Source organism: Streptomyces sp. NPDC058701, from assembly GCF_042715295.1.
Taxonomy (GTDB): domain Bacteria; phylum Actinomycetota; class Actinomycetes; order Streptomycetales; family Streptomycetaceae; genus Streptomyces.
Genome location: NZ_JBHXSY010000001.1, coordinates 142,004 through 167,134 on the forward strand (window position 1 = coordinate 142,004; position 25,131 = coordinate 167,134).

Below are 25,131 nucleotides of genomic sequence, written 5' to 3' on the forward strand. Positions count from 1 at the left end.
CGTTGCCCCGGCCCCGGCCCCCGTCCACGTCCACATTCGTGCCGGTGCCGGTGCCCTCCCTCGGGCCCCGGCCCCCGCTCTCACCCCGGCCACGGCCCTCGTCCACGTCCGTGTCCGTGCCCCCGCCGTTGCCCCGGCCCCGGCCCCCGTCCACGTCCACATTCGTGCCGGTGCCGGTGCCGGTGCCCTCCGCCCGGCCCCGGCTCTGGCCCCCGCCCCGGCCCCCGTCCACGTCCGTGCCGGTACCCGTGCCCTCGCCCTGGTTCTCGTCCCGATCCCGGCCCTCGCCTACGCCCTCGCCCTCGCCCCGGGCGGCTCCGCCGTCGGCGCCACCCGCGGGCGGTGGCACCACGGCTCCCGCGGCCTCGACCGCGCGCGCCGCCCCGGCCCCCGCCCCCGCCCCCGCCCCGGCCTCCGGCGCGGACGCGGGCTCCGGTGCCGTCTCCGCAGCCCCTCGCGACGCCCCCGCCCCAGCCGGCACGGCCCGCGGCACCCCCACACCCCCCGCACCGGCCCGTCGCCGCGCGTCCGCCAGCAGCCACGCCCGGTGCAGTTCCACGGCCTCCCCCTGCGAAGCCCCGCAGGCCCGCGCGAAGCGGTCCACGGCCGCGAACTCCGTCGGCACCGCCTCGCCGTTGCAGTAGCGGTGCAGGGTCGAGGTGCTCGTGTGGAGCTTGCGCGCCAGGACTCCGTAACTCAGCCCCGCCCGCTCCTTCAGCTCCCGCATCAGCCGCGCGAACCGCTCCGACTCGCCCGTCCCCGTCCCCGCGCGGGCCCCCGCACCCGTTCCCATGCCCGTCCCCGCATCCGTTCCGGTCCCCATGTCCGTTCCCCCGCCCACGCCCACGGCGTTCCCCGTCCCACGACGCCGTTCCATGCAGGGGGTGTTCCCCCAGGTGACAGCACGTACGGCCGTTCCAGTGTCCCGAATCCCCCGCGATCCGTCGCCCGACACCCCGCGCCCGGGCAGGGTTGTCCCCGTACCGCAACGCACCGACACCCACGGGGAGATCCACCGATGTTCCGACGCCCTGGCGCCTCCGCCACCCTCGTCTCCACCACCTTTGCCACCGCGCTCTTCGCGGCGGCCTCCGCGCTCGTCCTCACGGCCTCGTCCACGGCGACGGCGGCCGTCGCCGCCCCCGGGTTCCTCACCGGTACCGACCTGCCGCCGCACGCCAGCTCGCCTTGGTACTCCGGCAAGGTCACCAAGGGGCTGCCCGAGACCGCACCGTTCTGCCTGGAGGGCGCGCTCCCCGCGGCCGGCAGCTGGCACCGTTCGTTCGGCACCGACGTCGACGCCGGCGCCGTCCAGGTCTCCGTACGGGCCGCCTCCGACGCCGCGGCCGTCAAGCTCGCCCGCGCCCTGGAGCGCAAGGTCGCGGCCTGCGCCTCCGACTGGCTGCGCACCACACCGGGCGGCACCGCCTCCTGGCAGGACTACGGGAAGCTGCCCGTCGAGGAGGGCGCCCACGTCTACGGCGTGCACACCTCGATCCCCGATTCCGAGCCGGGGGTGGCCCTCTTCGGCATCGGACGGGACGGCTCCACGGTGACGGTCGTCAAGTGGGGCCAGATGGGACACCTGACCGACGCCCCGGTCCCGGCCTTCAAGAAGACCACCACGAAGGCCGTGAACAAGCTCAATCCCTGATCCGGGAGGCGATCGCCCCGCTCCCGCGGCCTCCCGGCCCCCCGCCGCCGCGGCCGCGGTGGGACCATGGGAACCGAGGCGATGAGCATGCGTACGGGAAACGAGCCGGTGACCGCCCGCAGCCCGCTGCGGCTGCGGTTGTGGCTGAGCCTGTGGGGGCTGCTGTGGGCCGTCGGCGGGGCGGCCGTGTTCTCGCTGGCCGGCCGCCCCGGGTGGGCGGCGGCCTGCGGGGCGCTCGCGCTGCTGGCGGCCGTGGACCTGGCCGTGGTGGTCCGCCGCATCCGCCAGGGGCCGCACTACCAGCCCGGCCGGGACGTCCCGCCGTACGAGCCGCCGCCCGGCTCCTGAGGCCCGTCAGCGGACCCGCCCACGGGCCCGGTCCGTCCGGCCCTGGAGCGGCCTTGGAGCCGTGGCTCAGTCCTCGAAGCGGGCCGCCGCCAGGTACTCGGGCCGGGGGTCGAGGGCGGCGGCGAGCCGGAAGTGCTTGCGGGCCTGCTGGGGGCGGCCGGAGCGCTCGTGGGTACGGGCCAGTGCGAAGTGGGCGAAGGCGTTGTCCGGCTCCCGTTCCAGGACCAGCTCGAACTCCAGCTCCGCCGGGCGCAGTTGGGCGGACGCGAAGAAGGCCCGGGCGCGCAGCAGCCGGGCCGCGGTGTTCTCGGGGTGGGCGGCTATGACGGAGTCGAGCAGCTTGACGGCGCCGCGCGGATCACGCGCGGCGAGCAGTTGCTCGGCGGCCCGGTAGTCGATGACGTGCGTCTCCGGGCTCGCCGCACCGGACGACGAGGACGAAGACGAGGACGGCGACGACGGCGGCGTGGTGTCGGACACGAACTGTTCCTTCCCCCTGCGGGCGCGTTCGACGCATCCGTCCCAGGCGGCCTCTTCCCGATCTCGCCTGGACCCGGTCCCACCCGGCCGGATCTCGTCCCGGCCCGGTCTCACCTCGACCCGATCTCACCCGACCCGATCCCGTCTCGGCCCGGTCCCACTCGGCCCGATCGCACCTCGGCCCGATCTCACCTCGGCCCGATCTCACCTCGACCCGGTCCACCCGGCCCCGGCCCATTGCCCCTGCCGCGGGCGACCGCGGCCCCGGCGGCCGCGCGCGTCAGGCTCCGGCGTCCGGCCGCGCCGCCGCCCGCGCCGCCACGAGCTCCTCCCAGACCGTGCGGACCTGCGGTTCGAGAGCCTCCAGGGGCCCGTCGTTGTCGATGACGAGCGTCGCCACCGCCAGTCGCCGCTCGCGCGTGGCCTGCGCGGCCATCCGGGCCCGTGCCTCCTCCTCGGCCATGCCGCGCAGGTCGACGAGCCGCGTCAGCTGCGTCTGCGGGGCGGCGTCCACCACGACCACCAGGTCGTACAGCGGGGCCAGCCCGTTCTCCGCGAGCAGCGGTACGTCGTGCACCACGATCGCGTCGGGTCCCGCCGCGGCTTCGAGCTCGGCGGACCGTGCCCCGACCAGCGGGTGCACGATCCCGTTCAGGGTCCGGAGCTTCTCCGGGTCGGCGAAGACGATCGATCCGAGCCGGGGCCGGTCCAGCGTCCCCTCGGGGGTCAGTACCGCCTCCCCGAACGCCGCCACGACGGCCGCGAGCCCTGGCGTTCCGGGTTCCACGACCTCCCGCGCGATCCGGTCGGCGTCGACGACGACCGCCCCGTACCCCGCGAGCAGCCGCGAGACCTCGCTCTTGCCGGCGCCGATTCCGCCCGTCAGTCCTACTTTCAGCATGCCCCGCAGCCTAAGGGGTGTCGTTCCCCGTGACGGTTCCGGTGTCAGTTCTCGCCCTCGCGTTCCGCGAGGAACTTCTCGAACTCCCGCCCGATCTCGTCCGCCGACGGGATTTCGGCCGGCTCGGCGATCATGTTGCCCCGGGTCTCGGCCCCGGCGGCCGCGTCGAACTGGTGCTCCAGCCCCTGCACGAGGGCGACCAGCTCCTCGTCGCCCTCCCGGATCTGCCGGTCGATCTCCGTCTGCGTACGGTGCGCCTCGGTCCGCAGCGCGTGCGCCACGGCCGGCAGCACCAGCCCCGTGGCCGCGGTGATCGCCTCCAGCACCGTCAGTGCGGCGTCCGGGTACGCGGAACGCGCCACGTAGTGCGGCACGTGTGCGGCGACGCCCAGCACGTCGTGCCCGGCCTGCCCCAGCCGGAACTCCACCAGGGACTCCGCGCTCCCGGGCACCTGGGCCTCGTCGAAGGGGCTGCGGTGCCCCGGCATGAGGTCGGTCCGGTTCCCGTGCGGGGTGATGCCCACGGGGCGCGTGTGCGGGACGCCCATGGGGATCCCGTGGAAGTTGACGGAGAGGCGGACGCCGAGGCGCTCGACGATCTGGCGGACGGCGAGCGCGAAGCGCTCCCACTCCACGTCCGGCTCGGGGCCGGAGAACAGCAGGAAGGGCGCGCCCGTGGCGTCCTGGACGAGCCGGACCTCCAGCCGGGGCTCCTCGAACTCGGCCCAGTGGTCGCGCTGGAACGTCAGCAGCGGGCGCCGGGCCCGGTAGTCCACCAGCCGGTCCGCGTCGAAGCGGGCCACGACCTGGTGGGGCAGGGTGTCCAGGAGCCGTTCGACGATCTGCTCCCCGGCCTCACCCGCGTCGATGTACCCCTCGAAGTGGTACAGCATGACCAGCCCGGCCGAGTCCTGGGTGAGAGCCAGGTCGGCCACCGCCAGGCCCTGGGCGTCCCATTCGTACAGACCCTGTGGATCAAGCACCGTCACCACTCCTCCTCGCCTCGTTCTGTGGAAGAACGTCCAAACGACCGCCGTCATTCCCCAGTTGACGCCCTTCACGAGAACGCGACGGATCATGTCCGGCCGCCGGCACCGGCGGCGGGCACATCGGCCGGGCACGTCGGCCGGGCACCGCGCGGGCACAGCAGTAAGGCCCGCCCCCCTGAGGGGACGGGCCTTACCTTTCAGCTCTGTTCAGCTCTGCTCGGCATGCTCACACCGGAGTGCGAAGCGTGCTGCGATCAGCTCTGGCCGCCGGCCAGCTTCTCGCGGAGCGCGGCGAGGGCCTCGTCCGACGCCAGGGCGCCGGAGGTCTCGTCCGACTCCGAGGAGTACGAACCACCCGAGATGCCCGCGCTGACGTTGCCGCCACTCGCGGCCGGAGCGGCAGCGCCCTCGGCAGCGGCGGCCTCGTCGGCCTCGCGGCTCTTGATGACCTGGGCCTGGTGCTGCTCGAAGCGCTGCTGCGCCTCGGCGTACTGGCCCTCCCAGGCTTCGCGCTGCTTGTCGAAGCCCTCGAGCCAGTCGTTGGTCTCGGGGTCGAAGCCCTCGGGGTAGATGTAGTTGCCCTGGTCGTCGTACGACGCGGCCATGCCATACAGGGTCGGGTCGAACTCGACCGACGCCGGGTCGGTACCGAAGGACTCGTTGGCCTGCTTCAGCGACAGCGAGATCCGGCGACGCTCAAGGTCGATGTCGATGACCTTGACGAAGATCTCGTCGTTGACCTGGACGACCTGCTCCGGGATCTCCACGTGGCGCTCGGCCAGCTCGGAGATGTGGACCAGACCCTCGATGCCCTCGTCCACGCGGACGAACGCACCGAACGGAACCAGCTTGGTGACCTTACCCGGGACGACCTGACCGATCTGGTGGGTCCGGGCGAACTGCTGCCACGGGTCCTCCTGCGTCGCCTTCAGCGACAGGGAGACGCGCTCGCGGTCCATGTCCACGTCGAGGACCTCGACGGTGACCTCCTGGCCGACCTCGACAACCTCGGACGGGTGGTCGATGTGCTTCCAGGACAGCTCGGAGACGTGCACGAGACCGTCGACGCCGCCCAGGTCCACGAAGGCACCGAAGTTGACGATCGAGGAAACGACGCCGGAGCGGACCTGACCCTTCTGCAGGGTGGTGAGGAACGTCTGACGCACCTCGGACTGGGTCTGCTCGAGCCAGGCGCGGCGGGACAGGACCACGTTGTTGCGGTTCTTGTCCAGCTCGATGATCTTCGCCTCGAGCTCCTTGCCCACGTAGGGCTGGAGGTCGCGGACGCGACGCATCTCGACGAGAGAGGCCGGCAGGAAGCCGCGGAGGCCGATGTCGAGGATGAGACCACCCTTGACGACCTCGATGACGGTACCGGTGACGATGCCGTCTTCTTCCTTGATCTTCTCGATGGTGCCCCAGGCACGCTCGTACTGAGCGCGCTTCTTCGAGAGGATCAGGCGGCCTTCCTTGTCCTCCTTCTGGAGAACCAGGGCCTCGATCTCGTCGCCGACCTTGACGACGTCGTTCGGGTCGACGTCGTGCTTGATCGACAGCTCGCGGCTCGGGATGACACCTTCGGTCTTGTAACCGATGTCGAGGAGAACCTCGTCCCGGTCAACCTTGACGATGACGCCATCGACGATGTCGCCATCGTTGAAGTACTTGATCGTCTCGTCGATCGCCGCGAGGAACGCGTCCGCGTCGCCGATGTCGTTGACCGCAACCTGCGGAGTGGTGGCGGTGGTCTCGGTGCTGCTCGTCATGTGGGAAAGGGCTCCGGTTACGGACAGAAAGTCGTAGGTACTGCTACGCCGGGAGCCCTTATCGGCATCTGCCGAAGCCGGACAGCCAAGGAGACCCCCGTTCCGCAGATGCGGAGGGGCCTCGAAAACCGAGGGGACCTCAACAAATACAAGCGCAGCCTGCTAGGTCTGAGGAGCACAGGCTCGCAGCGCAACTTGTAGCATACGGGGGCAGCCGGACAGGGTCAATGCGCGAAGGCGCACACCACGGGCAGATCGCCGCATCACCGGCACAATTCGTGGGCGGGGTCGCCCCGATGGGACTTCCCTGCCGGATTCCAGCAGACATTCGCAGACTACGACGACGGGCCCCATGAACCAAGAGGACTACGCCCACGAAGACGCCCGCGGAGCCGATCCGGTCCCCGAGGACGACGCCGAGGCCACGCGGCGTGACGCCGGGGAAGCGGAGAGCAGCCGAGCGGCCCGCGGCTGGTGGGACCGCAACGCCGACGACTACCAGAACGAGCACGGCGCGTTCCTCGGCGACGACCGCTTCGTCTGGGGTCCCGAGGGGCTCGACGAGGCCGAGGCCGCTCTGCTCGGTCCCGCCGCCTCCCTGAAGGACAAGGACGTCCTGGAGATCGGCGCCGGCGCCGCGCAGTGCTCGCGCTGGCTGGCCGCGCGGGGTGCCCGTCCGGTCGCCCTCGACCTCTCCCACCGCCAGCTCCAGCACGCCCTGCGCATCGGCGGCTCCGACGCGCCGGCGGTCCGGCTCGTCGAGGCCGACGCCGGCCGGCTGCCCTTCCGGGACGCCTCCTTCGACCTGGCCTGTTCCGCGTACGGCGCCGTCCCCTTCGTCGCCGACCCGGTGAACGTGATGCGCGAGGTCCACCGCGTCCTGCGGCCCGGCGGCCGCTGGGTCTTCTCCGTCACCCACCCCCTGAGGTGGGCCTTCCCCGACGAACCGGGTCCGGAGGGACTGTCCGTCTCCGCGTCCTACTTCGACCGGACCCCGTACGTGGAACAGGACGAGGAGGGCCGCGCCGTCTACGTGGAGCACCACCGCACGGTCGGCGACCGCGTGCGCGACGTCGTCGCCGGCGGCTTCCGCCTGGTCGATCTGGTCGAGCCGCAGTGGCCCGCCTGGAACAGCCAGGAGTGGGGCGGGTGGTCCCCGCTGCGCGGCAATCTGATCCCCGGCACCGCGATCTTCGTCTGCGAGCGCGACTGACCGTGTCCCCGACCCCGCGCACCTCCGACCTCGACGCCCTTCCCGTACGGGAGGCCCTGCCGGCGCTCACGGCCGCGCTCGACGGCCACGGCGCCGCCGTGCTGTGCGCGCCGCCCGGCACGGGCAAGACGACCCTGGTCCCCCTGGTCCTGGCCGGCCTGGCGGGCGGCGGGCCCCGCCGCCGCGTGGTGGTCGCCGAGCCCCGGCGGATCGCCGCCCGGGCGGCGGCCCGTCGGATGGCCTGGCTGCTGGGCGAGCGGGTGGGGGCCTCGGTGGGCTTCACCGTGCGCGGGGAACGGGTCGTGGGCCCGTCGACCGCCGTCGAGGTGGTCACCACGGGCGTCCTGCTCCAGCGGCTCCAGCGGGACCAGGAGCTGGGGGGCGTGGACGTGGTGGTCCTGGACGAGTGCCACGAGCGGCACCTGGACGCCGACACCGTCGCCGCCTTCCTGCTGGACGTACGGGAGACCCTGCGGCCTGAGCTGCGCCTCGTGGCGGCCTCGGCGACGACCGACGCGGAGGGCTGGTCCCGGGTGCTGGGCGGCGCGCCGGTGGTGGAGGCCGCGGGGACCGCGTACCCGGTGGAGACGGTCTGGGCGCCGCCCGCCCGCCCGGTGCGGCCGCCGCACGGGATGCGGGTGGACCCGGCGCAGCTGGCGCACGTGGCGTCGGTGGTGCGGCGGGCGCTGGCGGAACGTTCCGGTGACGTGCTGTGCTTCCTGCCCGGCGTCGGGGAGATCGCCCGGGTCGCCGGGCAGCTGGGCGGGGTGGACGCGGAGGTGCTGCAGGTCCACGGCCGGGCCCCGGCGGCCGTGCAGGACGCGGCGCTGACGGCTTCGGAGCACCGCCGGGTGATCCTCGCGACGGCGGTCGCGGAGTCGAGCCTGACCGTGCCGGGGGTGCGGGTGGTGGTGGACTCCGGGCTGGCGCGCGAGCCCCGGGTGGACCACGCGCGGGGGCTGGGCGCGCTGGCGACCGTACGGGCGTCCCGGGCGGCCGGGCGCCAGCGGGCGGGGCGGGCCGGGCGCGAGGCGCCGGGCGCGGTGTACCGGTGCTGGACCGAAGCGGAGGACGGCCGCCTCCCCTCGTACCCGGCGCCCGAGATCCGCATCGCCGACCTGGCCCAGTTCGCCCTCCAGGCCGCGTGCTGGGGCGACCCGGACGCGGCCGGGCTGGCGCTGCTGGATCCGCCGCCGGCCGGGGCGATGGCCGCGGCGCGGGAGGTGCTGCGCGCGGTGGGCGCGGTGGATCCCGCCGGGCGGCCGACGCCGCGCGGCGTGCGCATGGCCCGGCTGGGGCTCCACCCGCGGCTCGCCCGGGCCCTGCTCGACGGCGCCCCGGCCCTCGGGGCCCGGCGGGCGGCCGAGGTGGTGGCGCTGCTGAGCGAGGAGCCGCCGCGGGAGTACGGGGACGACCTGGCGGGCGCGTGGCGGGCGGCCCGGCGGGGCGGCGACGCCTACGCGGGCCGCTGGCGGGCGGAGGCCGGCCGGTTGGAGCGCGCGGCGGGATCCCCGGGAGCCGACGTCGGCGCGGGCGGCGACGGCGCGGGGGCGGCCTCGGGCGGCGCTGCCGCAGGGGCCGCGCCCGGGGACGGCGCGGGGCGGGGCTCCCGTGGCGCTTCGGGCCGCTCCCCCGGTGCGGTGCTCCCCGACGACGCGGCCGCCGGGCTCGTGGCCGCGCTCGCGTTCCCGGAGCGGGTGGCGCGGGCGCGGGGCGACGGGGCGTTCCTGATGGCGTCCGGGACCGGAGCCGAGCTCGGCGACGGGTCGCGGCTGCGCAGCGCGCCCTGGCTGGCGGTGGCGGTGGCGGACCGCGCCCCGCACGCGGCGTCGGCCCGGGTCCGGCTGGCCGCCGTCATCGACGGGGACACGGCCCGGCTGGCCGCCGGGCACCTCCACTCTGACGCGGAGGAGGTGTGCTGGGAAGACGGCGACCTGACCGCCCGCCGGGCCGAACGGCTCGGGGCGATCGAGCTCACCGTCCGGCCCCTGCGCGCCCCGGATCCGGCGCTGGTGCGCGCGGCCCTGCTCGACGGGCTCCGCACGGAGGGGCTCGGCCTGCTGCACTGGTCGCCCGACGCGCGGGCGCTCCGGGCCCGGCTGGCCTTCCTGCACCGCACCCTCGGCGGGGGCTGGCCGGACGTGGCGGACGACGCCGCCCTGCTGGACCGGGCCGACGACTGGCTGGAGCCCGAGCTGTCCCGGGCCCGGCGCCGCTCGGACCTCGGCCGGATCGGCGCCGCGCAGGCGCTGAACCGGCTGCTGCCGTGGGCGACCGGGGAGGCGTCCCGGCTGGACGAGCTGGCCCCGGAGCGGATCGGGGTGCCCAGCGGCTCCCGGGTCAGGGTGGACTACTCCGGGGAGCAGCCGGTGCTCGCCGTGAAGCTCCAGGAGCTGTTCGGGATGGCCGAGACGCCGCGGGTGGCGGGGGTGCCCGTACTCGTCCACCTGCTGTCCCCCGCCGGGCGGCCGGCGGCCGTCACCGCCGACCTCGCGTCGTTCTGGCGGGGCGGTTACCGCGCCGTCCGTGCCGAGCTGCGCGGCCGGTACCCGAAGCACCCGTGGCCGGAGGACCCGGCCACTGCGGAGGCCACCCGGTACACCAGCGCCCGGCTCAAGCGCTGAGCGCGCCGTCCCCGCCGTCCGGTCGGCGCCGCCGCCCCCGGGCCTCCAGCCACAGCGCCACCCCCAGGAGCACCAGCCCGCCGGCGGCCAGGCCGGTGGGGGCGTACGTGTGGAGCGCGAGGACCTTCGTACGGTTCGCCCGGACGAGGTCGACGGTGTGGTCGCTGTAGTCCTCGCGCATCTTCACGTGACCGGCGAAGGCGGTGATCCTGCCGTCGGGGGCCGCTGCCGCGAACCCGCCGCGCATCTCCTGCTGGATCTGCTGCTCGGCGTTGACGGGCGCGCCGGTCACCGGGTCGACCCAGAACATCGCCTTGGTGGTGTACCAGAGGCTGGTGCCGGTGGTCTGTTCGAGCGTCGTCGGGTCGATGCCCTCGATGGGCATCTTCTTGGGCATGGGGACCTTGGTCCAGGGGACGGTCTGCTCGAAGTAGTAGACGTCCATGCCCTTGAAGGTGCGCGGGCCGACGTAGTGGACGGGCGACGAGGTGCGGGTCTGCGCGTCGAAGTACAGGTAGTCGCGCGGCTCGGTGAAGAAGGGCCATTTGAACTCGATGCCCTCGCGCCTGACGGGGTCCCCGTCGACCATCTCGCCCGTGGCGTGCACCGGGTCCTGGGTGTGGGCGTCGAAGATGTAGCGCTCGGGGATCTGGGAGACCGTCTTGCCGTCCGGGCCCATGATGTGGGACAGGGTGTCCCACACGACGACGTCGCGGCCCGCGCTCGCCTCGATCTCCTTCGAGGCCTCCACGTTGCCCTTGAGGGTCTGGACGATGGTGACCTTGTCGACCTTCTTGGGCTTCATGCCGTCGAGGTAGTCGATGAGGGTCGCGTCCTTCGCCTCCAGGACCATCTCCTGGTACTGGTTCGGCGGGATCTTCGCGAGCCGCGGGTACGCGTACCAGCGCAGGAGCGGCGCGAGGGCCGCGCAGAAGACGGCCAGGGCCAGCAGGACGAGGCTCGCTCTGCGTCGCATCGCCGGGCCCTCCTCTACTTTCCGGGCGCGGGGGGCGCGGTGGTGAGCAGGGGCTTGGGGGAGGTCTGGCCCTCGGGCGCCCCGAGCGCCGTGATGGCGAGGACGAGGAGCACCGCGAGGACGAGCCCGCTGGCGGCGGCGACGAACGGACGCATGCCGGGCCTCCGGAATCTGATGGGGCGTCAGGGCGGAGGCACCGTAGCAATGTGCGGCCGAGATGAGAACCGTCTGGACCCCGGATCCGGCGGAAACCCTTGACCTGCGGGGCCGAACCCCGAGGCGGTGGCTCGGCACAGCCCGGACCCCGCCCTCGTCACCTCGTCGGCGCCGGCCTTCGGGCGGGCCCGGGCCGGGACCGCCGGACCGGCGGGCAGCCCCGGGACACCGGCGGCACGGTGTACGGCCGCAGGGTGGAGCCCCCGACCAGGAGCGGCCGTGCCGGAGCGCGCTTGCGGGGTGGTGCGCCGGCAGACCCCCCGTCGCCTCCGGCGGACGCCGGCCACCGGGACGCCGGGCGGTGTCGCGGGGCCGGGCGGTGTCGCGGCGCCGGGCGGTGCGGGACGGGCGCCGCCGGGGCTACGGGGTCGGGCTCGGGGCGGCCGGGCGCGCGGCGGAGGGGGAACCGGACGGGGACGGGGAGGGGGACGGAGACGCGGACACTGTCGCCGTCGCTGTCGCCGTCGCTCCGGGCTTCGGGGACGCGGCGGGCTTGGTGGGCGTCGGCGTCGGCTTGGGGGACGGGGTGGCCGTAGGAGTGGGCGTCGGAGCCGGGGTGGGGGTGGGCGTCGGGACCGGCGTGGGGGTCGGCGTGGGGGTCGGGGTGGGGGGCGGGGTGGGGGTCGGGGTGGGAGGCGGCGTCGGGACCGGGGTGGGCGTCGGAGCCGGCGTCGGCGTCGGCCTGGGAGGCGGCGTCGGGCTCGGCGTGGGCCGGGGGGCCGGCGCCGGGGCCGGGCCGGGGTGCGGGCCAGGCTTCGGCCGGGCGGCCGGGGCGGCCGGGGCGGCACCCGTACCGGGGCCGGTACCCGTGCCGTCCGGGACCTCGTGCGTCCCCTTCAGGTAGTACGCGAACCAGGACCGCACCGTCCGCAGGTACTCCGTGGACTGGTTGTACGAGAGCACCGCCCGGTCGAGGTCCGCCGCCACCCGCAGGTCCCGCGTGCCGGCGCACAGGTAGCGGCCGGCCGCGAGGGCCGCGTCGTGCACGTTGTTCGGGTTGCGCCGGCCGTCGCCGTCCGCGTCCTGGCCCCAGGCCGCCCAGGTGGAGGGGATGAACTGCATCGGTCCGACCGCCCGGTCGTAGCGGGCGTCGCCGTCGTACGCCCCGCCGTCCGTGTCCGAGATGTTCGCGAAGCCGTTCCCGTCGAGCACCGGCCCCAGGATCGGCCGCAGTGTGGTTCCGGCCGCGTCGACCCGACCGCCGCGCGCCTGCCCCGACTCCACCTTGCCGATCGCCGCGAGGAGCTGCCAGCGCAGCCCGCACCCGGGGTCGCTCTTCCCCACCGTGCGCTCCGCGTTCCGGTACGCGGCGAGGACGCTCGCCGGTATCCCCTGCGCGCCCTCGCCCGCGCCGGTGACCACGGGCTCCGCGCCCCCGGTCGCCGCCGCGGCCTGCCCGGCCGGTGCCGCGGCGTCCGCGGGCGGTACGGCGGGCAGCGGCTCGGGGCCGATCAGCGGGGGCAGTTCGGTGAAGTAGGAGGAGTCGCCGCCGGATCCCTTCTCCGGGGCGGACCGCGCGCTGTCCTCGCCGGCCGTGGCGATGCGGTCCGTGCCGCCCGCGCCGGGCCCCTGGGAGGCCGTCACCGCGGCGACCACCAGAGCGGAGACCAGAGCGGCGGCGCCGCCCCTGCGCACCCTGCGTCCGAATATGCGAGCCGACATGAGCCGGACCCCTCCCCCTCGACGTCCGCGTGACCCTATGTCAGTTCGCTGCACAGGGCACGGACCGCGGTGTGGAACTTCACCACATCCCCACGTCCCTGCGCAGGTCACGCATACTGTCCGGACCCTTCGGGCCGCATTGGCCTGAACTAACCGAAGTAGAGGGCGGGTCCCCGGCCCCGAAGCCCCTCCACAGCCCGCACCGCACACCGCACACCGAGAAGAGGCGCCATGCCGTTCACCCTCAGCCACGCGGCCGCCGTCCTGCCGGCCGTCCGCCGGACCGGCCGGGCGCGCGGCCCGCTCGTGGCCTCGGCGCTGGTCCTGGGGTCGTTCGCCCCGGACACCTTCTACTTCGCGGACGCGGTGGTCGGTGGCGTCATGTCGTACGGCTCCTTCACGCACACGCTGACGGGCGTCCTCACCGCGGACGCCGTCCTCACCGCGGTCCTCGCGGCGTGCTGGCTGCTGATGCGCGAGCCGCTGGTCGCGCTTCTCCCCCGCGGACAGCGGGGCAGGGCGTACGCCCTCCTGCGGGGTGAGCGGTGGCGCGGCCGCCGACTCCCGCTGCTCGCGGGGTGGTTCTACGTCTCGGCGGTCATCGGCTCGCTCACGCACGTCGTGTGGGACAGCTTCACCCACCTGGACCGGTGGGGCACCGACGCGCTGCCCGCGCTCGGCGAGCCGGTCGCCTACGGCCTGCCCCTCTACTCGTACCTGCAGTACGGCACTTCGGCGGTCGCCGCCTGCGTCCTGCTCTGGTTCACGGTGACCGCGCTGCGCCGGATCCCGGCCGCTCCGGCCCCGGCGTCCGTACCGGTGCTGACCCGTGCGGAGACCGTGGGCGCGCTCGTGCTGGTCGTGGTGTGCGTGGCGGTGGGGGTCACGGTGCGCGTGATCCGGTTCTTCACGTTCTTCGACCGGGTGAGCCACCCGCTCGACCTCGTCCCGACCGTCTGTTTCGGCGCGGGCGGCGGGCTCGCGGTGGCCCTGCTGCTGTACGGGGTCCTCGTCCGGCTGCGCCACCGCCACGACCGTACGGCGCGGGCCGCGGCCACGGACTCCGGCACCGGCACCGGCACCGGCACCGACGCGGACGCGCGAACGCCCGTCCCCAGCGCCTAGCGGGGACGGGCGTTCCACGTACGGCGGACGTCAGTGCGCGGCGGACTCCCAGTCGGGTCCGACACCCACCGACACGTCCAGCTCGGCCCGCAGATCGGCGGCGGCGCCCATCTCGCGCCGCACCAGCTCCTCGACCCGCTCCCGCTCGCCCGGGGCGATCTCCAGCACGATTTCGTCGTGGACCTGGAGGAGCATCCGCGACGACAGCCCGGCCTCGGTGATCGCCTTGTCGACGCGCAGCATGGCGACCTTGACGATGTCGGCCGCGGTGCCCTGGATCGGGGCGTTGAGCGCCATCCGCTCGGCGGCCTCGCGGCGCTGGCGGTTGTCGCTGTTGAGGTCGGGCAGGTACCGGCGGCGGCCGAAGACGGTCGCCGTGTACCCGGTGGCGCGGGCCTCGTCGACGACGCGCTGGAGGTACTCGCGGACCCCGCCGAATCTTTCGAAGAAGGTGTCCATCAGGCCCCGTGCCTCGGCGGGCTCGATGTTCAGCTGCTGGGCCAGGCCGAAGGCGGACAGCCCGTACGCCAGCCCGTACGACATCGCCTTGATCTTGCGGCGCATCTCGGCGTCGACCTGGGACCGCTCCACTCCGAAGACCTGGGAGGCGACGGTGGTGTGCAGGTCCTCGCCGGTGGCGAAGGCCTCGATGAGGCCCGCGTCCTCGGAGAGGTGGGCCATGACGCGCAGCTCGATCTGGCTGTAGTCCGCGGTCATGAGGGATTCGAAGCCCTCGCCGACGACGAACCCGCGCCGGATGGCGCGCCCCTCGTCGGTGCGCACCGGCACGTTCTGCAGGTTCGGGTCCGTGGAGGACAGCCGTCCGGTCGCGGCGACGGTCTGGCTGAAGCTGGTGTGCACGCGGCCGTCGGCGGCGACGGACTTGACCAGGCCCTCGACGGTGACGCGCAGCTTGGCCTGCTCGCGGTGGCGCAGCATGATGACCGGCAGTTCGTGGTCGGTCTGGGTGGCCAGCCAGGCGAGCGCGTCGGCGTCCGTGGTGTAGCCGGTCTTGGTCTTCTTCGTCTTCGGCAGGTCCAGCTCGCCGAAGAAGACCTCCTGGAGCTGCTTGGGCGAGCCGAGGTTGAACTCGTGGCCGACCGCGCCGTGCGCCTCCTTCACCGCCTGCTGGACGGCGCCGGCGAACTGCTGCTCCATGGCGTCCAGGTGGTCGCGGTCGGCGGCGATGCCGGCCCGCTCCATCCGGGCGAGCAGTTCGGACGTCGGGAGTTCCATGTCGTGGAGCAGTTCGGTCGCGCCCACCTCGTCGAGCTTGCCGGCGAAGGCGTCGCCCAGGTCCAGCACCGCGCGGGCCTGCGCCATGAGCGCGTCCGCCTCGGCGGTGTCGTCGGCGCCGAAGGCGAGCTGGCCGTCGGCGGCGGCGGGGGCCAGCTCGCGGTGCAGGTACTCGTTGGACAGGGCGTCCAGGGCGAAGGAGCGGCGGCCGGGCTTGACCAGGTAGGCGGCGAGGGCCGTGTCCATGGTGACCCCGGCGAGGGTCCAGCCGTGCTCGGGGAAGACCCGCATGAGGGCCTTGGCGTTGTGCACGACCTTGGGCTTCGCAGGGTCCGCGGCCCAGGCCGCGAAGGCCCGCTCGTCGGCCTCGTCCACCGCGTGCGGCTCGAACCAGGCGGCCGCGCCGTCCGCCGCGGCGAGGGCGATCTCGGTGACCTTGCCCGCGCCGAGGTTCCAGCTGTCGACGGTGGCCACGCCCAGCGGTCCGCCCGCGTGGGCCTCCAGCCAGGGGGCGAGTTCGCCCGCGCCCAGGACGGAGCCGTCCAGCTCCACGGCGGGCGCCGGGGCCGGGGCCTCCTCCTCGGCGGTGCCCGGGTCCACGGCGAGCAGCCGCTCGCGCAGCGAGGCGTTGCGGATCTCCAGCACGTCCAGTACGCCGAGCATCCCGGCGCGGTCGTACGGGAGGCGGGTCAGGTCGGCAGGGGACTTGGGCAGCTCCACGTCCTTGACCATCTCGGTCAGGACGCGGTTGAGCTTGACGGCCTCCAGGTGGTCCCGGAAGTTCTGTCCGGCCTTGCCCTTGACCTCCTCGGCGCGCTCGACGAGTTCCTTGAACGACCCGAACTGGGTGATCCACTTGGCGGCGGTCTTCTCGCCGACGCCGGGGATGCCGGGCAGGTTGTCGGACGGGTCGCCGCGCAGCGCCGCGAAGTCCGGGTACTGCTGGGGGGTGAGCCCGTACTTCTCCTCGACCTTCTCCGGGGTGAACCGGGTGAGCTCGGAGACGCCCTTGGTCGGGTACAGCACGGTGGTGTGCTCGGACACCAGCTGGAAGGAGTCCCGGTCGCCGGTGACGATCAGCACGTCGAAGCCGAGGGCCTCCGCCTGCGTGGCCAGCGTCGCGATCACGTCGTCGGCCTCGAAGCCGTCGACGGCGAACCGCGGCACGTTCATCGTGTCGAGGAGCTCGCCGATCAGCTCGACCTGGCCCTTGAACTCGTCGGGGGTCTTGGAACGGTTCGCCTTGTACTCGGGGAACTCCGTCGAGCGCCACGTCTTGCGGGACACGTCGAACGCGACGGCGAAGTGCGTGGGCGCCTCGTCGCGCAGCGTGTTCGCCAGCATCGACGCGAAGCCGTAGATCGCGTTGGTCGGCTGTCCGGTCGCGGTCGTGAAGTTCTCCGCGGGCAGCGCGAAGAACGCCCGGTACGCCAGGGAGTGCCCGTCCATGAGCATCAGGCGGGGGCGGTCCGCCGCGGTCGTCTGGTCCGTCTTCTGCGCTGCTGTCTCTGCCACGCCCCCGATCCTAGGCGCCCCCGCTGACAATTCCGGCGTCGGCGATGTCGGAGGTCCGTGACAGGATCGGATGTATACGCGCACGACTGCTCGAAGGGGAGCGACATGGCCGCCAAGCCGCCCGCAGGTGATCCGGTACAGGACGCGCCGCAGGTCGCGCCCCCCCAGCACGCCGCGGCGGGGCTGCCGGCGATCGGGCACACCCTGAGGATCGCGCAGCAGCAGATGGGCCTCGCCCGTACCGCCCGCACCCTCCTCAAGGTCAACCAGAAGAACGGCTTCGACTGCCCGGGCTGCGCCTGGCCCGAGGGCGACGAGCGGCACACCGCCGAGTTCTGCGAGAACGGCGCCAAGGCCGTCGCGGAGGAGGCCACGCTGCGCCGGGTCACCCCGGAGTTCTTCGCCGCGCACCCCGTCGCCGAGCTGGCCGAGCGCTCGGGGTACTGGCTGGGGCAGCAGGGCCGGATCACCGAGCCGGTGTACCTGCCGCCGGGCGGCGACCGGTACGAGGCGGTGTCCTGGGAGCGCGCCTTCGCGATCATCGCCGAGGAGCTGCGCGGGCTGGCCTCCCCCGACGAGGCCGTCTTCTACACCTCGGGCCGCACCAGCAACGAGGCCGCGTTCCTCTTCCAGCTCTTCGTCCGCGAGTACGGCACGAACAACCTGCCCGACTGCTCCAACATGTGCCACGAGTCCTCGGGCTCCGCGCTGAACGAGACGATCGGCATCGGCAAGGGCAGCGTCTCCCTGGAGGACCTGCACCAGGCCGACCTGATCATCGTGGCCGGACAGAACCCGGGCACCAACCACCCCCGCATGCTGTCCGCCCTGGAGCGGGCCAAGTCGTCCGGCGCGAAGATCATCTCGGTGAATCCGCTGCCGGAGGCCGGGATGGAGCGGTTCAAGAACCCGCAGACCCCGCTCGGCATACTCAAGGGCACCGCGCTGAACGACCTGTTCCTGCAGATCCGCATCGGCGGCGACCAGGCCCTCTTCCGGCTCCTCAACAAGCTGGTCATCGAGGCGGGCGGGGCCACCGACGAGGCCTTCATCCGCGAACACACCCACGGCTACGAGGAGTTCGCGGCAGCCGCCGGGCAGAGCGACTGGGACGAGACCCTCGCCGCGACCGGCCTGACCCGGCCGGAGATCGAGCGCGCCCTCGCCATGGTCCTGGCCTCCGAGCGGACCGTCGTCTGCTGGGCCATGGGCCTGACCCAGCACAAGCACTCCGTCGCCACCATCCGCGAGGTCGTCAACTTCCTGCTGCTGCGCGGGAACATCGGCCGGCCCGGAGCCGGGGTCTGTCCGGTCCGCGGCCACTCCAACGTCCAGGGCGACCGCACCATGGGCATCTTCGAGCGCCCCGCGCCCGCCTTCCTCGACGCTCTCGACCGCGAGTTCGCGATCACCTCCCCCCGCACGCACGGCTTCGACGTGGTCCGCTCCATCCAGGCCCTGCGGGACGGCGAGGCCAAGGTCTTCTTCGCCATGGGCGGCAACTTCGTCGGCGCGACCCCCGACACCGAGGTCACCGAGGCCGCGGTCCGCCGCGCCTCGCTCACCGTGCACGTCTCCACCAAGCTCAACCGCTCCCACGCGGTGACGGGCCGCCGCGCCCTGATCCTGCCCACCCTGGGCCGCACCGACAAGGACACCCAGGCCTCGGGCAAGCAGTTCGTGACCGTCGAGGACTCCATGGGCATGGTCCACTCCTCGCGCGGCAACCTCGCCCCCGCCGGACCGCACCTGCTGTCCGAGCCCGCCATCGTGGCCCGCATGGCCCGCGCGGTCCTCGGCGAGGCGTCGAAGACCCCGTGGGAGGAGTTCGAGCGGGACTACTCCGCCATCCGCGACCGGATCTCCCGCGTGGTCCCCGGCTTCGAGGACTTCAACGCCCGCGTCGCCCGGCCCGGCGGCTTCCGGTTGCCGCACGCCCCGCGCGACGAGCGCCGCTTCCCGACCGCGACGGGGAAGGCGAACTTCACCGCCGCCCCCGTCGAGTACCCGCGGGTGCCGGCCGGGCGGCTGCTCCTGCAGACCCTGCGCAGCCACGACCAGTACAACACCACCATCTACGGCCTCGACGACCGCTACCGCGGGATCACCGGCGGCCGCCGCGTCGTCATGGTCAACCCCGAGGACGCGGCCGAGCTCGGGCTCGCCGACGGCGCGTACACCGACCTGGTCGGCGAGTGGAAGGACGGGGTGGAGCGGCGCGCGCCCGGCTTCCGCGTCGTGCACTACCCGACCGCCCGGGGCTGCGCGGCCGCGTACTACCCCGAGACCAACGTGCTGGTCCCCCTGGACTCCACCGCGGACACCAGCAACACCCCCGCCAGCAAGTCCGTCGTCGTGCGCTTCGAACCGGCCTGATAGAACGACCTCAGGACAAGCAGGTCAACGACGTTGAGAGGCGGAGCCGGCCCATGGGCGAGCAGCACACCGTGAAGTTCCCGCAGGAGGTGCTCGACGAGTACGCGGCCCTGGGCATCGACCTGCCCACGCTGTTCTCGGCGGGCCACCTCGGCGAGCGGATGGACATCCGCATCCTGGAGGCCTCGGCGGAGCGCGTCGTGGCCACGATGCCGGTCGAGGGCAACACCCAGCCGTACGGACTGCTGCACGGCGGGGCCTCGGCCGTGCTGGCCGAGACCCTCGGCTCCGTCGGCGCGATGATGCACGGCGGCATCAACAAGATCGCCGTGGGCGTGGACCTGAACTGCACCCACCACCGCGGCGCCCGGTCCGGCCTGGTCACCGGCGTCGCGACCCCGGTCCACCGGGGCCGCTCCACCACCACCTACGAGATCGTCATCAGCGACGACCAGGACCGCCGCGTCTGCACCGCCCGGCTGACCTGTCTGCTGCGCGACGCGAACCCGCAACACCCCGGCAACGCCTGACCGTTGTCACCCCCGGCCCACCGGTCTAGCGTGCCTCGCATGGGTACGGGACCGATGCCGGGCAGCGCCCGGGCGACGGGCGCGGCGACACTGATCGCCGCGCTCGCCCTGGGCTGCTCCGGGGCCGGCGGCCCGTCCGGCGCGCCCGCCCCCGCACCCGGGACGCCCGCCCCGCGCACCACCTCGCCCGCCGAGCTGTGCACCGCCCTGGTCACCCACTGGAGCGGCGTCCTGCTCGACGCCGCCGAGGGCCGGGACGCCGTCGGGCTCGACTACCAGGCCATGGGCCTGTCCGGCGCCCAGTACGAGATCCTGCGCGCGGTCACCGCCGCCGCCCGCGCCGAGCAGACGGCCGCGGGCCCGGCCGCCGGACGCGCCCTCGCCGCCCGGGAGGCACGGGCCCGCTGCACCGAGCGCCACCGCTCCGGCGCCCCGACCGACGGCCCGTGGCGGTGAGCCGCCCGGCCGCCGCGGGCGGCCCGCGGTGAGCGGCGTCGGCCCGGTGGAGCCCGGTGAGGGCACCAGGGGCCTCGAACGCCCGCCGGACCGGCCCCGGCCGCTCCCGGCCTGGGCCGCGCGGGCGGCGCGGCACCGCCGCGCGCTGGTCTGTGCGGCCGTGCTGACCGCGCTGGCCGGCGGGGGCGGGCATCTCTACGCCGCCCGTCCGCGGCCGCCCACGCCGGTGGCGGCGGCGGAGCCTGCCGCGCCGTCCCAGGTGGTCTCGTTCGCGTACGGGCACCCCGTGGAGCCCGCCGAGCCGGGCAGCGCCTTCGCCTTCACCGTCCGTGTCGCCGCCTCGTCGGGGCCGCCGGTGACCATCGAGCGGATCACCCAGCCCTCGCGGGCGCTCGCCGTCGCTTCCCGGCCACGGCCGCCGCTCGTCGTCGCCGCGGGCGGGGCCCGTGACCTGGTGGTCGAGATTCGGGCCGTCGACTGCGTGCATGTAGCACGGAATTCAGGGCTTCCATTTCTTGAGGTAACTCTGAGCAATCGGCGCCAGAAGGAAGAGCACGGTTACATCCTGGGTGACCGTTATGCGCGCGATCTCTCCGACGCTCTGACCAGGGCTTGTCCCGAAGATCGAGATGCGGTGGCCTCCGGCGCGTCATGAGCGAAACCCCCAACACTCCTGCACTGTCAGGACTCAAACCACCTGACAGTCCTGCCCCATCTCAGCATGCGGACAAGACGAACCGACCGGAATTCCCCCGTTCCACCCCCAGAGATCCGCTATGTATTACGCCGTGGCATAACAAGAGAGTTACATCATTGGCCTGAGCCCTCCATATCGGCCTATCAGCCGCTTAGAGTCACGGCCAGTCACCGCGACCGCCGGATTTCCTTCAGTTCGGTTTCCCGCGTTACGACTCGGAGCGTCCCACGGGGGACGCTGTGCCTGGAAAGGACTGATCGTGCGTCATCGTTCGCTCATTGCCGTGACGGCCGCGCTTGCCGCGGGTGCCCTCACTCTCACCGCCTGTGGTTCGCGCGACGACAAGGGCGGTAACGACGCCGGCGGCGGCGACACCACGGTCGTCATCGGCGTCGACGCCCCGCTCACCGGCGACCTGTCGGCCCTCGGCCTCGGCATCCGCAACTCCGTCGACCTGGCCGTCCGCCAGGCCAACGAGAAGAAGTACGTCAAGGGCGTCACCTTCAAGATCGAGGCCCTCGACGACCAGGCCCAGGCCTCGTCCGGCCAGCAGAACGCCACGAAGCTGACGGCCAACAAGGACGTCCTCGGTGTCGTCGGCCCGCTGAACTCCTCGGTCTCCGAGTCGATGCAGAAGGTCTTCGACGACGCCAAGCTCGTCCAGATCTCCCCGGCCAACACCAGCCCGTCCCTGTCCCAGGGGCCGAAGTGGGCGACCGGCGAGAAGGTCCGCACCTACAAGAGCTACTTCCGCACCGCCACCACGGACGCCATCCAGGGCCCGTTCGCGGCGCAGTACCTCTTCAACAAGGCGGGCAAGAAGAAGGTCTTCATCATCGATGACAAGAAGACCTACGGCGCCGGCCTCGCCGGAACCTTCAAGGGCGAGTTCACCAAGCTCGGCGGCGCCGTCGCGGGCGAGGGCCACATCGACCCGGAGAGCAAGGACTTCTCCGCGATCGTGACCCAGGTCAAGAGCTCGGGCGCCGACGTCGTCTACTACGGCGGCGAGTACCCGGCGGCCGGCCCGCTCAGCAAGCAGATCAAGGCCTCCGGCACCACCATCCCGCTCGTCGGCGGCGACGGCATCTACGACAAGAAGTTCGTCGAGCTCGCGGGTGAGGGCGCCACCGGCGACCTCTCCACCTCCGTCGGCGCACCGGTCGAGAGCCTGCCCTCCGCCAAGGAGTTCGTCGCCAACTACGAGAAGGCCGGCTTCAAGGAGCCGTTCGCTGCCTACGGCGGCTACTCGTACGACTCCGCCTGGGCCATCATCGAGGGCATCAAGGCCGTCGTCGACGGCAACGGCGGCAAGCTCCCCACCGACGCCCGCGCCAAGGTCCTCGACGCCGTCCAGAAGGTCTCCTTCGAGGGCGTGACCGGCAAGGTCTCCTTCGACGAGTTCGGTGACGCCACCAACAAGCAGCTCACCGTCTACAAGGTCGAGGGCGGCGACTGGAAGTCCGTCGAGTCCGGCACCTTCGGCGGCTGACCTCCACCAGCTAGCGGACCACGTCCCCTGGCGCCCACCACACCTGCCGCGCGGGGCGCGCACACCACAGCGCCCCGCGCGGTGTCACATCCGTCGAAAGACTCGGAGGACCTGCGGTGCACGAACTGCCGCAACAGCTGGTCAACGGCCTGCTACTGGGATCCATGTACGGGCTCGTCGCCATCGGCTACACGATGGTCTATGGCATTGTCCAGCTCATCAACTTCGCCCACGGCGAGATCTTCATGACCGGCGGCTTCGGAGCCCTCACGGTCTGGATGATGCTCCCCACGGGCTCGACCATGTGGGTCGCGCTGCCCCTGATGCTCATAGGCGCGGTCTTCGTGGCCACCACCATCGCAGTCGCCGCGGAACGCTTCGCCTACCGCCCACTGCGCAACGCTCCGCGCCTCGCACCGCTCATCACCGCCATCGGGCTGTCCATCGCCCTCCAGCAGGCGGTATGGGCCTGGTACCCGGGCGCGACGAGCTCGCTCGTCTTCCCCGAGATCCCCGGCGGACCCTTCCACCTCGGAAGCATCACCATCCAGACCGGTGACATCTTCCTCCTGATCGCGGCCCCCATCTCCATGGCCTTCCTCGGGTTCTTCGTCAAGAAGACCCGCACCGGCCGCGGCATGCAGGCCACCGCGCAGGACCCCGACACCGCGAAGCTGATGGGCGTCAACACCGACCGCATCATCACCACCGCGTTCGCCCTCGGCGCCGTCTTCGCCGCCGTCGGAGCCGTCGCCTACGGCCTCAAGTACGGCGAGGTCAACTTCAAGATGGGCTTCCTCCTCGGCCTCAAGGCGTTCACCGCCGCCGTCCTCGGAGGAATCGGCAACATCTACGGCGCCATGGTCGGCGGCCTCGTCCTCGGCCTCGCCGAGACCCTGACCACCGTCTACGTCGCCGAAATCCCCGGCCTCGAACAGCTCGGTGGACAGTCCTGGGGCAACACCTGGGCGTTCGTACTTCTCATCCTCGTGCTCCTCTTCCGGCCGCAGGGCCTGCTGGGCCAGCGCGTGGCGGACAGGGTGTGAGATCCATGACGACGACCATCACCGCGGACACCGCGAAGACCGCCCCCGCACCGGACAAGGGCTTCATCGCCCTCCCCGAGAAGACCGCCCGCGCCCTGGCCACCGTCGGCGGCGCACTCACCGTCCTCTCCGCCTTCCTCGCCTGGACCTGGACCTCCGCCTTCCCCGGCGACCTCACCGTCTACGGCTACCCCGGCGGACTCCAGTGGCTCGCCCTCATCGGCGGCGCCCTCACCACCGCCTTCGGCCTCGCCTCCTACGGCGTCAAGGGCTTCCGCTGGCTCGCACCCTCCGGAGCCGACGCAGCGATCAAGCTCTCCGCCCTCGCCGCGTTCGCCGTCGTCTGGTACACCGTCATCGCCATCGTGGTGAAGCTCGGCGCGATCGTCGACCTCGAACCCGGTGCCGGCGTCGCCGCCCTCGTCAGCCTCCTCGCCGTCGTCGGAGCCTTCGCCCTGCCCTTCGAGCGCCCCTCGCTCGAAGGACCGGACCCCGACGACACCGGCTGGGACAAGCTCAAGCACGAAGCCGGCAACAAGTGGACGACCGTCAAGGCCTCCTTCGCCTCCGGCCCCGCCACCCCCGCCCGCGCCCTGCCCTCCTGGGCCGAGATCCTGCTGATCGCCGCCGTCCTCGGACTCGGCCTCACCGTCTTCACCTACGGCATCACCACCCCGTACCAGGAACTCTTCATCGGCTTCCTGATCACCACCGGCTTCGGTGCCGCCGCGCTCAACAAGGCCGGCCTCATGAGCCGCGTCACCACCCTCACCGCCCGCCACCGCAACGTCGCCCTCGTCGGCGCCTTCGCGGCCGCGGCCGCCTTCCCCCTCACCCAGACCGACGACCAGTACGCGAACCTCGGGGTCAACATCCTGATCTTCGCCACCGTCGCCCTCGGCCTGAACATCGTCGTCGGCCTCACCGGCCTCCTCGACCTCGGCTACGTCGCCTTCCTCGGAGTCGGCGCCTACACCGCGGCCCTGGTCTCCGGCTCCCCGAACTCCCCGTTCGGCGTGCAGCTCCCCTTCTGGGCCGCACTCCTCGCCGGCGCCGCCGCCTCGATGATCTTCGGTGTCCTCATCGGCGCCCCGACCCTGCGCCTGCGCGGCGACTACCTCGCCATCGTGACGCTCGGCTTCGGAGAGATCTTCCGCATCTCCATGAACAACCTCGACGGCGTCTCCGGCCCCGACGTCACCAACGGGCCCAACGGCATCGCCAACATCCCCAACATCAACCTCTTCGGGTTCGACTTCGGGGCAGCACACACGATCGCCGGCTTCACCATCGGCCGGTTCGCGAACTACTTCCTGCTGATGCTGCTGATCACCCTCATCGTGGTCCTCGTGTTCCGCCGCAGCGCGGAATCCCGCATCGGCCGGGCCTGGGTCGCCATCCGCGAAGACGAGACCGCCGCCGAAGCCATGGGCATCAACGGCTTCCGCGTCAAGCTCATCGCCTTCGCCCTCGGCGCCACCCTCGCCGGCCTCGCCGGCGTCGTCCAGGCACACGTCCAGTACACGGTCACCCCCGACCAGTACCAGTTCGCCAACGCCGTACCGCCGAACTCCGCCTTCCTCCTCGCCGCGGTCGTCCTCGGCGGCATGGGCACCATCGCCGGACCGCTCGTCGGCGGATCACTCCTCTTCCTGATCCCCAACAAGCTCCAGTTCCTCGGCGAGTACCAGCTCCTCGTCTTCGGGTTCGCACTCATCATCCTCATGCGACTGCGCCCCGAAGGCCTCATCCCCAACCGCCGCAACCAGCTCGAACTCCACCCCGAGGCTGCGGCTCCGACGGTCCTCGGCAAGGCAGGGGTCTGACCC

21 protein-coding genes are annotated in these 25,131 nt (G+C 72.9%); 12 read left to right on the forward strand and 9 right to left on the reverse strand.

All coding sequences use genetic code 11. The features are described 5' to 3' along the window. The coding region (locus ACFWW8_RS00670; RefSeq protein ID WP_386521705.1) for a helix-turn-helix domain-containing protein at positions 1–823 on the reverse strand (823 nt) is incomplete at its 3' end. Positions 824–1,018: 195 nt separating this feature from the next. Here ACFWW8_RS00670 and ACFWW8_RS00675 point away from each other — a divergent pair. Together ACFWW8_RS00675 and ACFWW8_RS00680 are read left to right on the forward strand one after the other, a co-directional pair. Next, a complete protein-coding gene (locus ACFWW8_RS00675) occupies positions 1,019–1,654 on the forward strand; it encodes a hypothetical protein (RefSeq protein ID WP_386521708.1) in 636 nt (211 codons plus the stop codon). Positions 1,655–1,741: 87 nt separating this feature from the next. Beyond that, entirely contained in the window at positions 1,742–2,002 is a 261-nt protein-coding gene (locus ACFWW8_RS00680; protein ID WP_386521711.1) for a DUF6343 family protein, read from the forward strand. Between the two features lie 66 nt (positions 2,003–2,068). Here the strand turns inward: ACFWW8_RS00680 and ACFWW8_RS00685 are convergent, their stop codons facing one another. The 4 genes from ACFWW8_RS00685 to rpsA form a co-directional block, all read right to left on the reverse strand. Further along, a complete protein-coding gene (locus tag ACFWW8_RS00685; protein ID WP_384025778.1) occupies positions 2,069–2,401 on the reverse strand; it encodes a tetratricopeptide repeat protein in 333 nt (110 codons plus the stop codon). 361 nt (positions 2,402–2,762) lie between these two features. Continuing rightward, a complete protein-coding gene (gene coaE / locus ACFWW8_RS00690; RefSeq protein ID WP_386521714.1) occupies positions 2,763–3,383 on the reverse strand; it encodes a dephospho-CoA kinase in 621 nt (206 codons plus the stop codon). Between the two features lie 44 nt (positions 3,384–3,427). Continuing rightward, positions 3,428–4,366 carry a PAC2 family protein gene (locus ACFWW8_RS00695; protein WP_386521717.1) on the reverse strand — a complete coding sequence of 313 codons (939 nt, stop codon included), beginning with the start codon at positions 4,364–4,366 and terminating at the stop codon, positions 3,428–3,430. Positions 4,367–4,626: 260 nt separating this feature from the next. Next, positions 4,627–6,138, reverse strand: coding sequence for a 30S ribosomal protein S1 (gene rpsA / locus ACFWW8_RS00700; RefSeq protein ID WP_386521720.1), 1,512 nt, complete (start codon positions 6,136–6,138; stop codon positions 4,627–4,629). 352 nt (positions 6,139–6,490) lie between these two features. Here rpsA and ACFWW8_RS00705 point away from each other — a divergent pair, with 352 nt between their 5' ends. Then, entirely contained in the window at positions 6,491–7,351 is an 861-nt protein-coding gene (locus ACFWW8_RS00705; protein ID WP_386521723.1) for a class I SAM-dependent methyltransferase, read from the forward strand. A gap of 2 nt (positions 7,352–7,353) precedes the next feature. Next, positions 7,354–9,975, forward strand: a complete 2,622-nt coding sequence (locus ACFWW8_RS00710; protein WP_386521725.1) for an ATP-dependent RNA helicase — start codon at positions 7,354–7,356, stop codon at positions 9,973–9,975. On the opposite strand, the gene ACFWW8_RS00715 is transcribed toward ACFWW8_RS00710, so the two are convergent. The 3 genes from ACFWW8_RS00715 to ACFWW8_RS00725 form a co-directional block, all read right to left on the reverse strand. Continuing rightward, positions 9,965–10,951, reverse strand: a complete 987-nt coding sequence (locus ACFWW8_RS00715) for a DUF3068 domain-containing protein (protein WP_386521729.1) — start codon at positions 10,949–10,951, stop codon at positions 9,965–9,967. The two genes, ACFWW8_RS00710 and ACFWW8_RS00715, sit on opposite strands and share 11 nt — an antisense overlap. Positions 10,952–10,965: 14 nt before the next feature. Next, complete coding sequence (locus ACFWW8_RS00720) at positions 10,966–11,106, reverse strand: SPW_0924 family protein (RefSeq protein ID WP_386521731.1); 141 nt, start codon at positions 11,104–11,106, stop codon at positions 10,966–10,968. 421 nt (positions 11,107–11,527) lie between these two features. Further along, positions 11,528–12,829, reverse strand: a complete 1,302-nt coding sequence (locus ACFWW8_RS00725; RefSeq protein WP_386521734.1) for a lytic transglycosylase domain-containing protein — start codon at positions 12,827–12,829, stop codon at positions 11,528–11,530. Between the two features lie 231 nt (positions 12,830–13,060). On the opposite strand from ACFWW8_RS00725, the gene ACFWW8_RS00730 reads away from it, so the two are divergent. Beyond that, a complete protein-coding gene (locus ACFWW8_RS00730) occupies positions 13,061–13,954 on the forward strand; it encodes a DUF4184 family protein (protein WP_386521736.1) in 894 nt (297 codons plus the stop codon). Positions 13,955–13,984: 30 nt separating this feature from the next. Here the strand turns inward: ACFWW8_RS00730 and polA are convergent, their stop codons facing one another. Continuing rightward, positions 13,985–16,705, reverse strand: coding sequence for a DNA polymerase I (gene polA, locus ACFWW8_RS00735; RefSeq protein ID WP_386521738.1), 2,721 nt, complete (start codon positions 16,703–16,705; stop codon positions 13,985–13,987). Positions 16,706–16,810: 105 nt separating this feature from the next. Here polA and ACFWW8_RS00740 point away from each other — a divergent pair, with 105 nt between their 5' ends. The 7 genes from ACFWW8_RS00740 (at position 16,811) to ACFWW8_RS00770 (ending at position 25,128) form a co-directional block, all read left to right on the forward strand. After that, positions 16,811–19,081, forward strand: coding sequence for an FdhF/YdeP family oxidoreductase (locus ACFWW8_RS00740; protein WP_386521741.1), 2,271 nt, complete (start codon positions 16,811–16,813; stop codon positions 19,079–19,081). Positions 19,082–19,134: 53 nt separating this feature from the next. After that, the gene (locus tag ACFWW8_RS00745) at positions 19,135–19,611 is read left to right on the forward strand and encodes a PaaI family thioesterase (protein ID WP_267722266.1); all 477 of its coding nucleotides are present in this window, start codon (positions 19,135–19,137) and stop codon (positions 19,609–19,611) included. A 39-nt stretch (positions 19,612–19,650) separates the two neighbouring features. Further along, complete coding sequence (locus tag ACFWW8_RS00750) at positions 19,651–20,067, forward strand: hypothetical protein (protein WP_386521745.1); 417 nt, start codon at positions 19,651–19,653, stop codon at positions 20,065–20,067. A gap of 160 nt (positions 20,068–20,227) precedes the next feature. Beyond that, positions 20,228–20,722, forward strand: a complete 495-nt coding sequence (locus ACFWW8_RS00755) for a Tat pathway signal sequence domain protein (RefSeq protein ID WP_386521747.1) — start codon at positions 20,228–20,230, stop codon at positions 20,720–20,722. 301 nt (positions 20,723–21,023) lie between these two features. After that, a complete protein-coding gene (locus ACFWW8_RS00760) occupies positions 21,024–22,256 on the forward strand; it encodes a branched-chain amino acid ABC transporter substrate-binding protein (protein WP_386521750.1) in 1,233 nt (410 codons plus the stop codon). Between the two features lie 116 nt (positions 22,257–22,372). Next, entirely contained in the window at positions 22,373–23,302 is a 930-nt protein-coding gene (locus ACFWW8_RS00765) for a branched-chain amino acid ABC transporter permease (protein ID WP_383915215.1), read from the forward strand. Positions 23,303–23,307: 5 nt separating this feature from the next. Then, positions 23,308–25,128 carry a branched-chain amino acid ABC transporter permease gene (locus tag ACFWW8_RS00770; RefSeq protein WP_386521752.1) on the forward strand — a complete coding sequence of 607 codons (1,821 nt, stop codon included), beginning with the start codon at positions 23,308–23,310 and terminating at the stop codon, positions 25,126–25,128. The last annotated feature ends 3 nt before the right edge of the window (positions 25,129–25,131 follow it).

What these genes read in the sequence shown, in the direction of transcription:
- ACFWW8_RS00745 (WP_267722266.1), top strand. Translation starts at nt 19,135, where the DNA reads ATGGGCGAGCAGCACACCGTGAAGTTCCCGCAGGAGGTGCTCGACGAG.
- ACFWW8_RS00680 (WP_386521711.1), top strand. Translation starts at nt 1,742, where the DNA reads ATGCGTACGGGAAACGAGCCGGTGACCGCCCGCAGCCCGCTGCGGCTG.
- ACFWW8_RS00725 (WP_386521734.1), bottom strand. Translation starts at nt 12,829, where the DNA reads ATGTCGGCTCGCATATTCGGACGCAGGGTGCGCAGGGGCGGCGCCGCC.
- ACFWW8_RS00715 (WP_386521729.1), bottom strand. Translation starts at nt 10,951, where the DNA reads ATGCGACGCAGAGCGAGCCTCGTCCTGCTGGCCCTGGCCGTCTTCTGC.
- coaE (WP_386521714.1), bottom strand. Translation starts at nt 3,383, where the DNA reads ATGCTGAAAGTAGGACTGACGGGCGGAATCGGCGCCGGCAAGAGCGAG.
- ACFWW8_RS00750 (WP_386521745.1), top strand. Translation starts at nt 19,651, where the DNA reads ATGGGTACGGGACCGATGCCGGGCAGCGCCCGGGCGACGGGCGCGGCG.
- ACFWW8_RS00720 (WP_386521731.1), bottom strand. Translation starts at nt 11,106, where the DNA reads ATGCGTCCGTTCGTCGCCGCCGCCAGCGGGCTCGTCCTCGCGGTGCTC.
- ACFWW8_RS00730 (WP_386521736.1), top strand. Translation starts at nt 13,061, where the DNA reads ATGCCGTTCACCCTCAGCCACGCGGCCGCCGTCCTGCCGGCCGTCCGC.
- ACFWW8_RS00740 (WP_386521741.1), top strand. Translation starts at nt 16,811, where the DNA reads ATGGCCGCCAAGCCGCCCGCAGGTGATCCGGTACAGGACGCGCCGCAG.
- ACFWW8_RS00675 (WP_386521708.1), top strand. Translation starts at nt 1,019, where the DNA reads ATGTTCCGACGCCCTGGCGCCTCCGCCACCCTCGTCTCCACCACCTTT.
- rpsA (WP_386521720.1), bottom strand. Translation starts at nt 6,138, where the DNA reads ATGACGAGCAGCACCGAGACCACCGCCACCACTCCGCAGGTTGCGGTC.
- ACFWW8_RS00705 (WP_386521723.1), top strand. Translation starts at nt 6,491, where the DNA reads ATGAACCAAGAGGACTACGCCCACGAAGACGCCCGCGGAGCCGATCCG.
- ACFWW8_RS00770 (WP_386521752.1), top strand. Translation starts at nt 23,308, where the DNA reads ATGACGACGACCATCACCGCGGACACCGCGAAGACCGCCCCCGCACCG.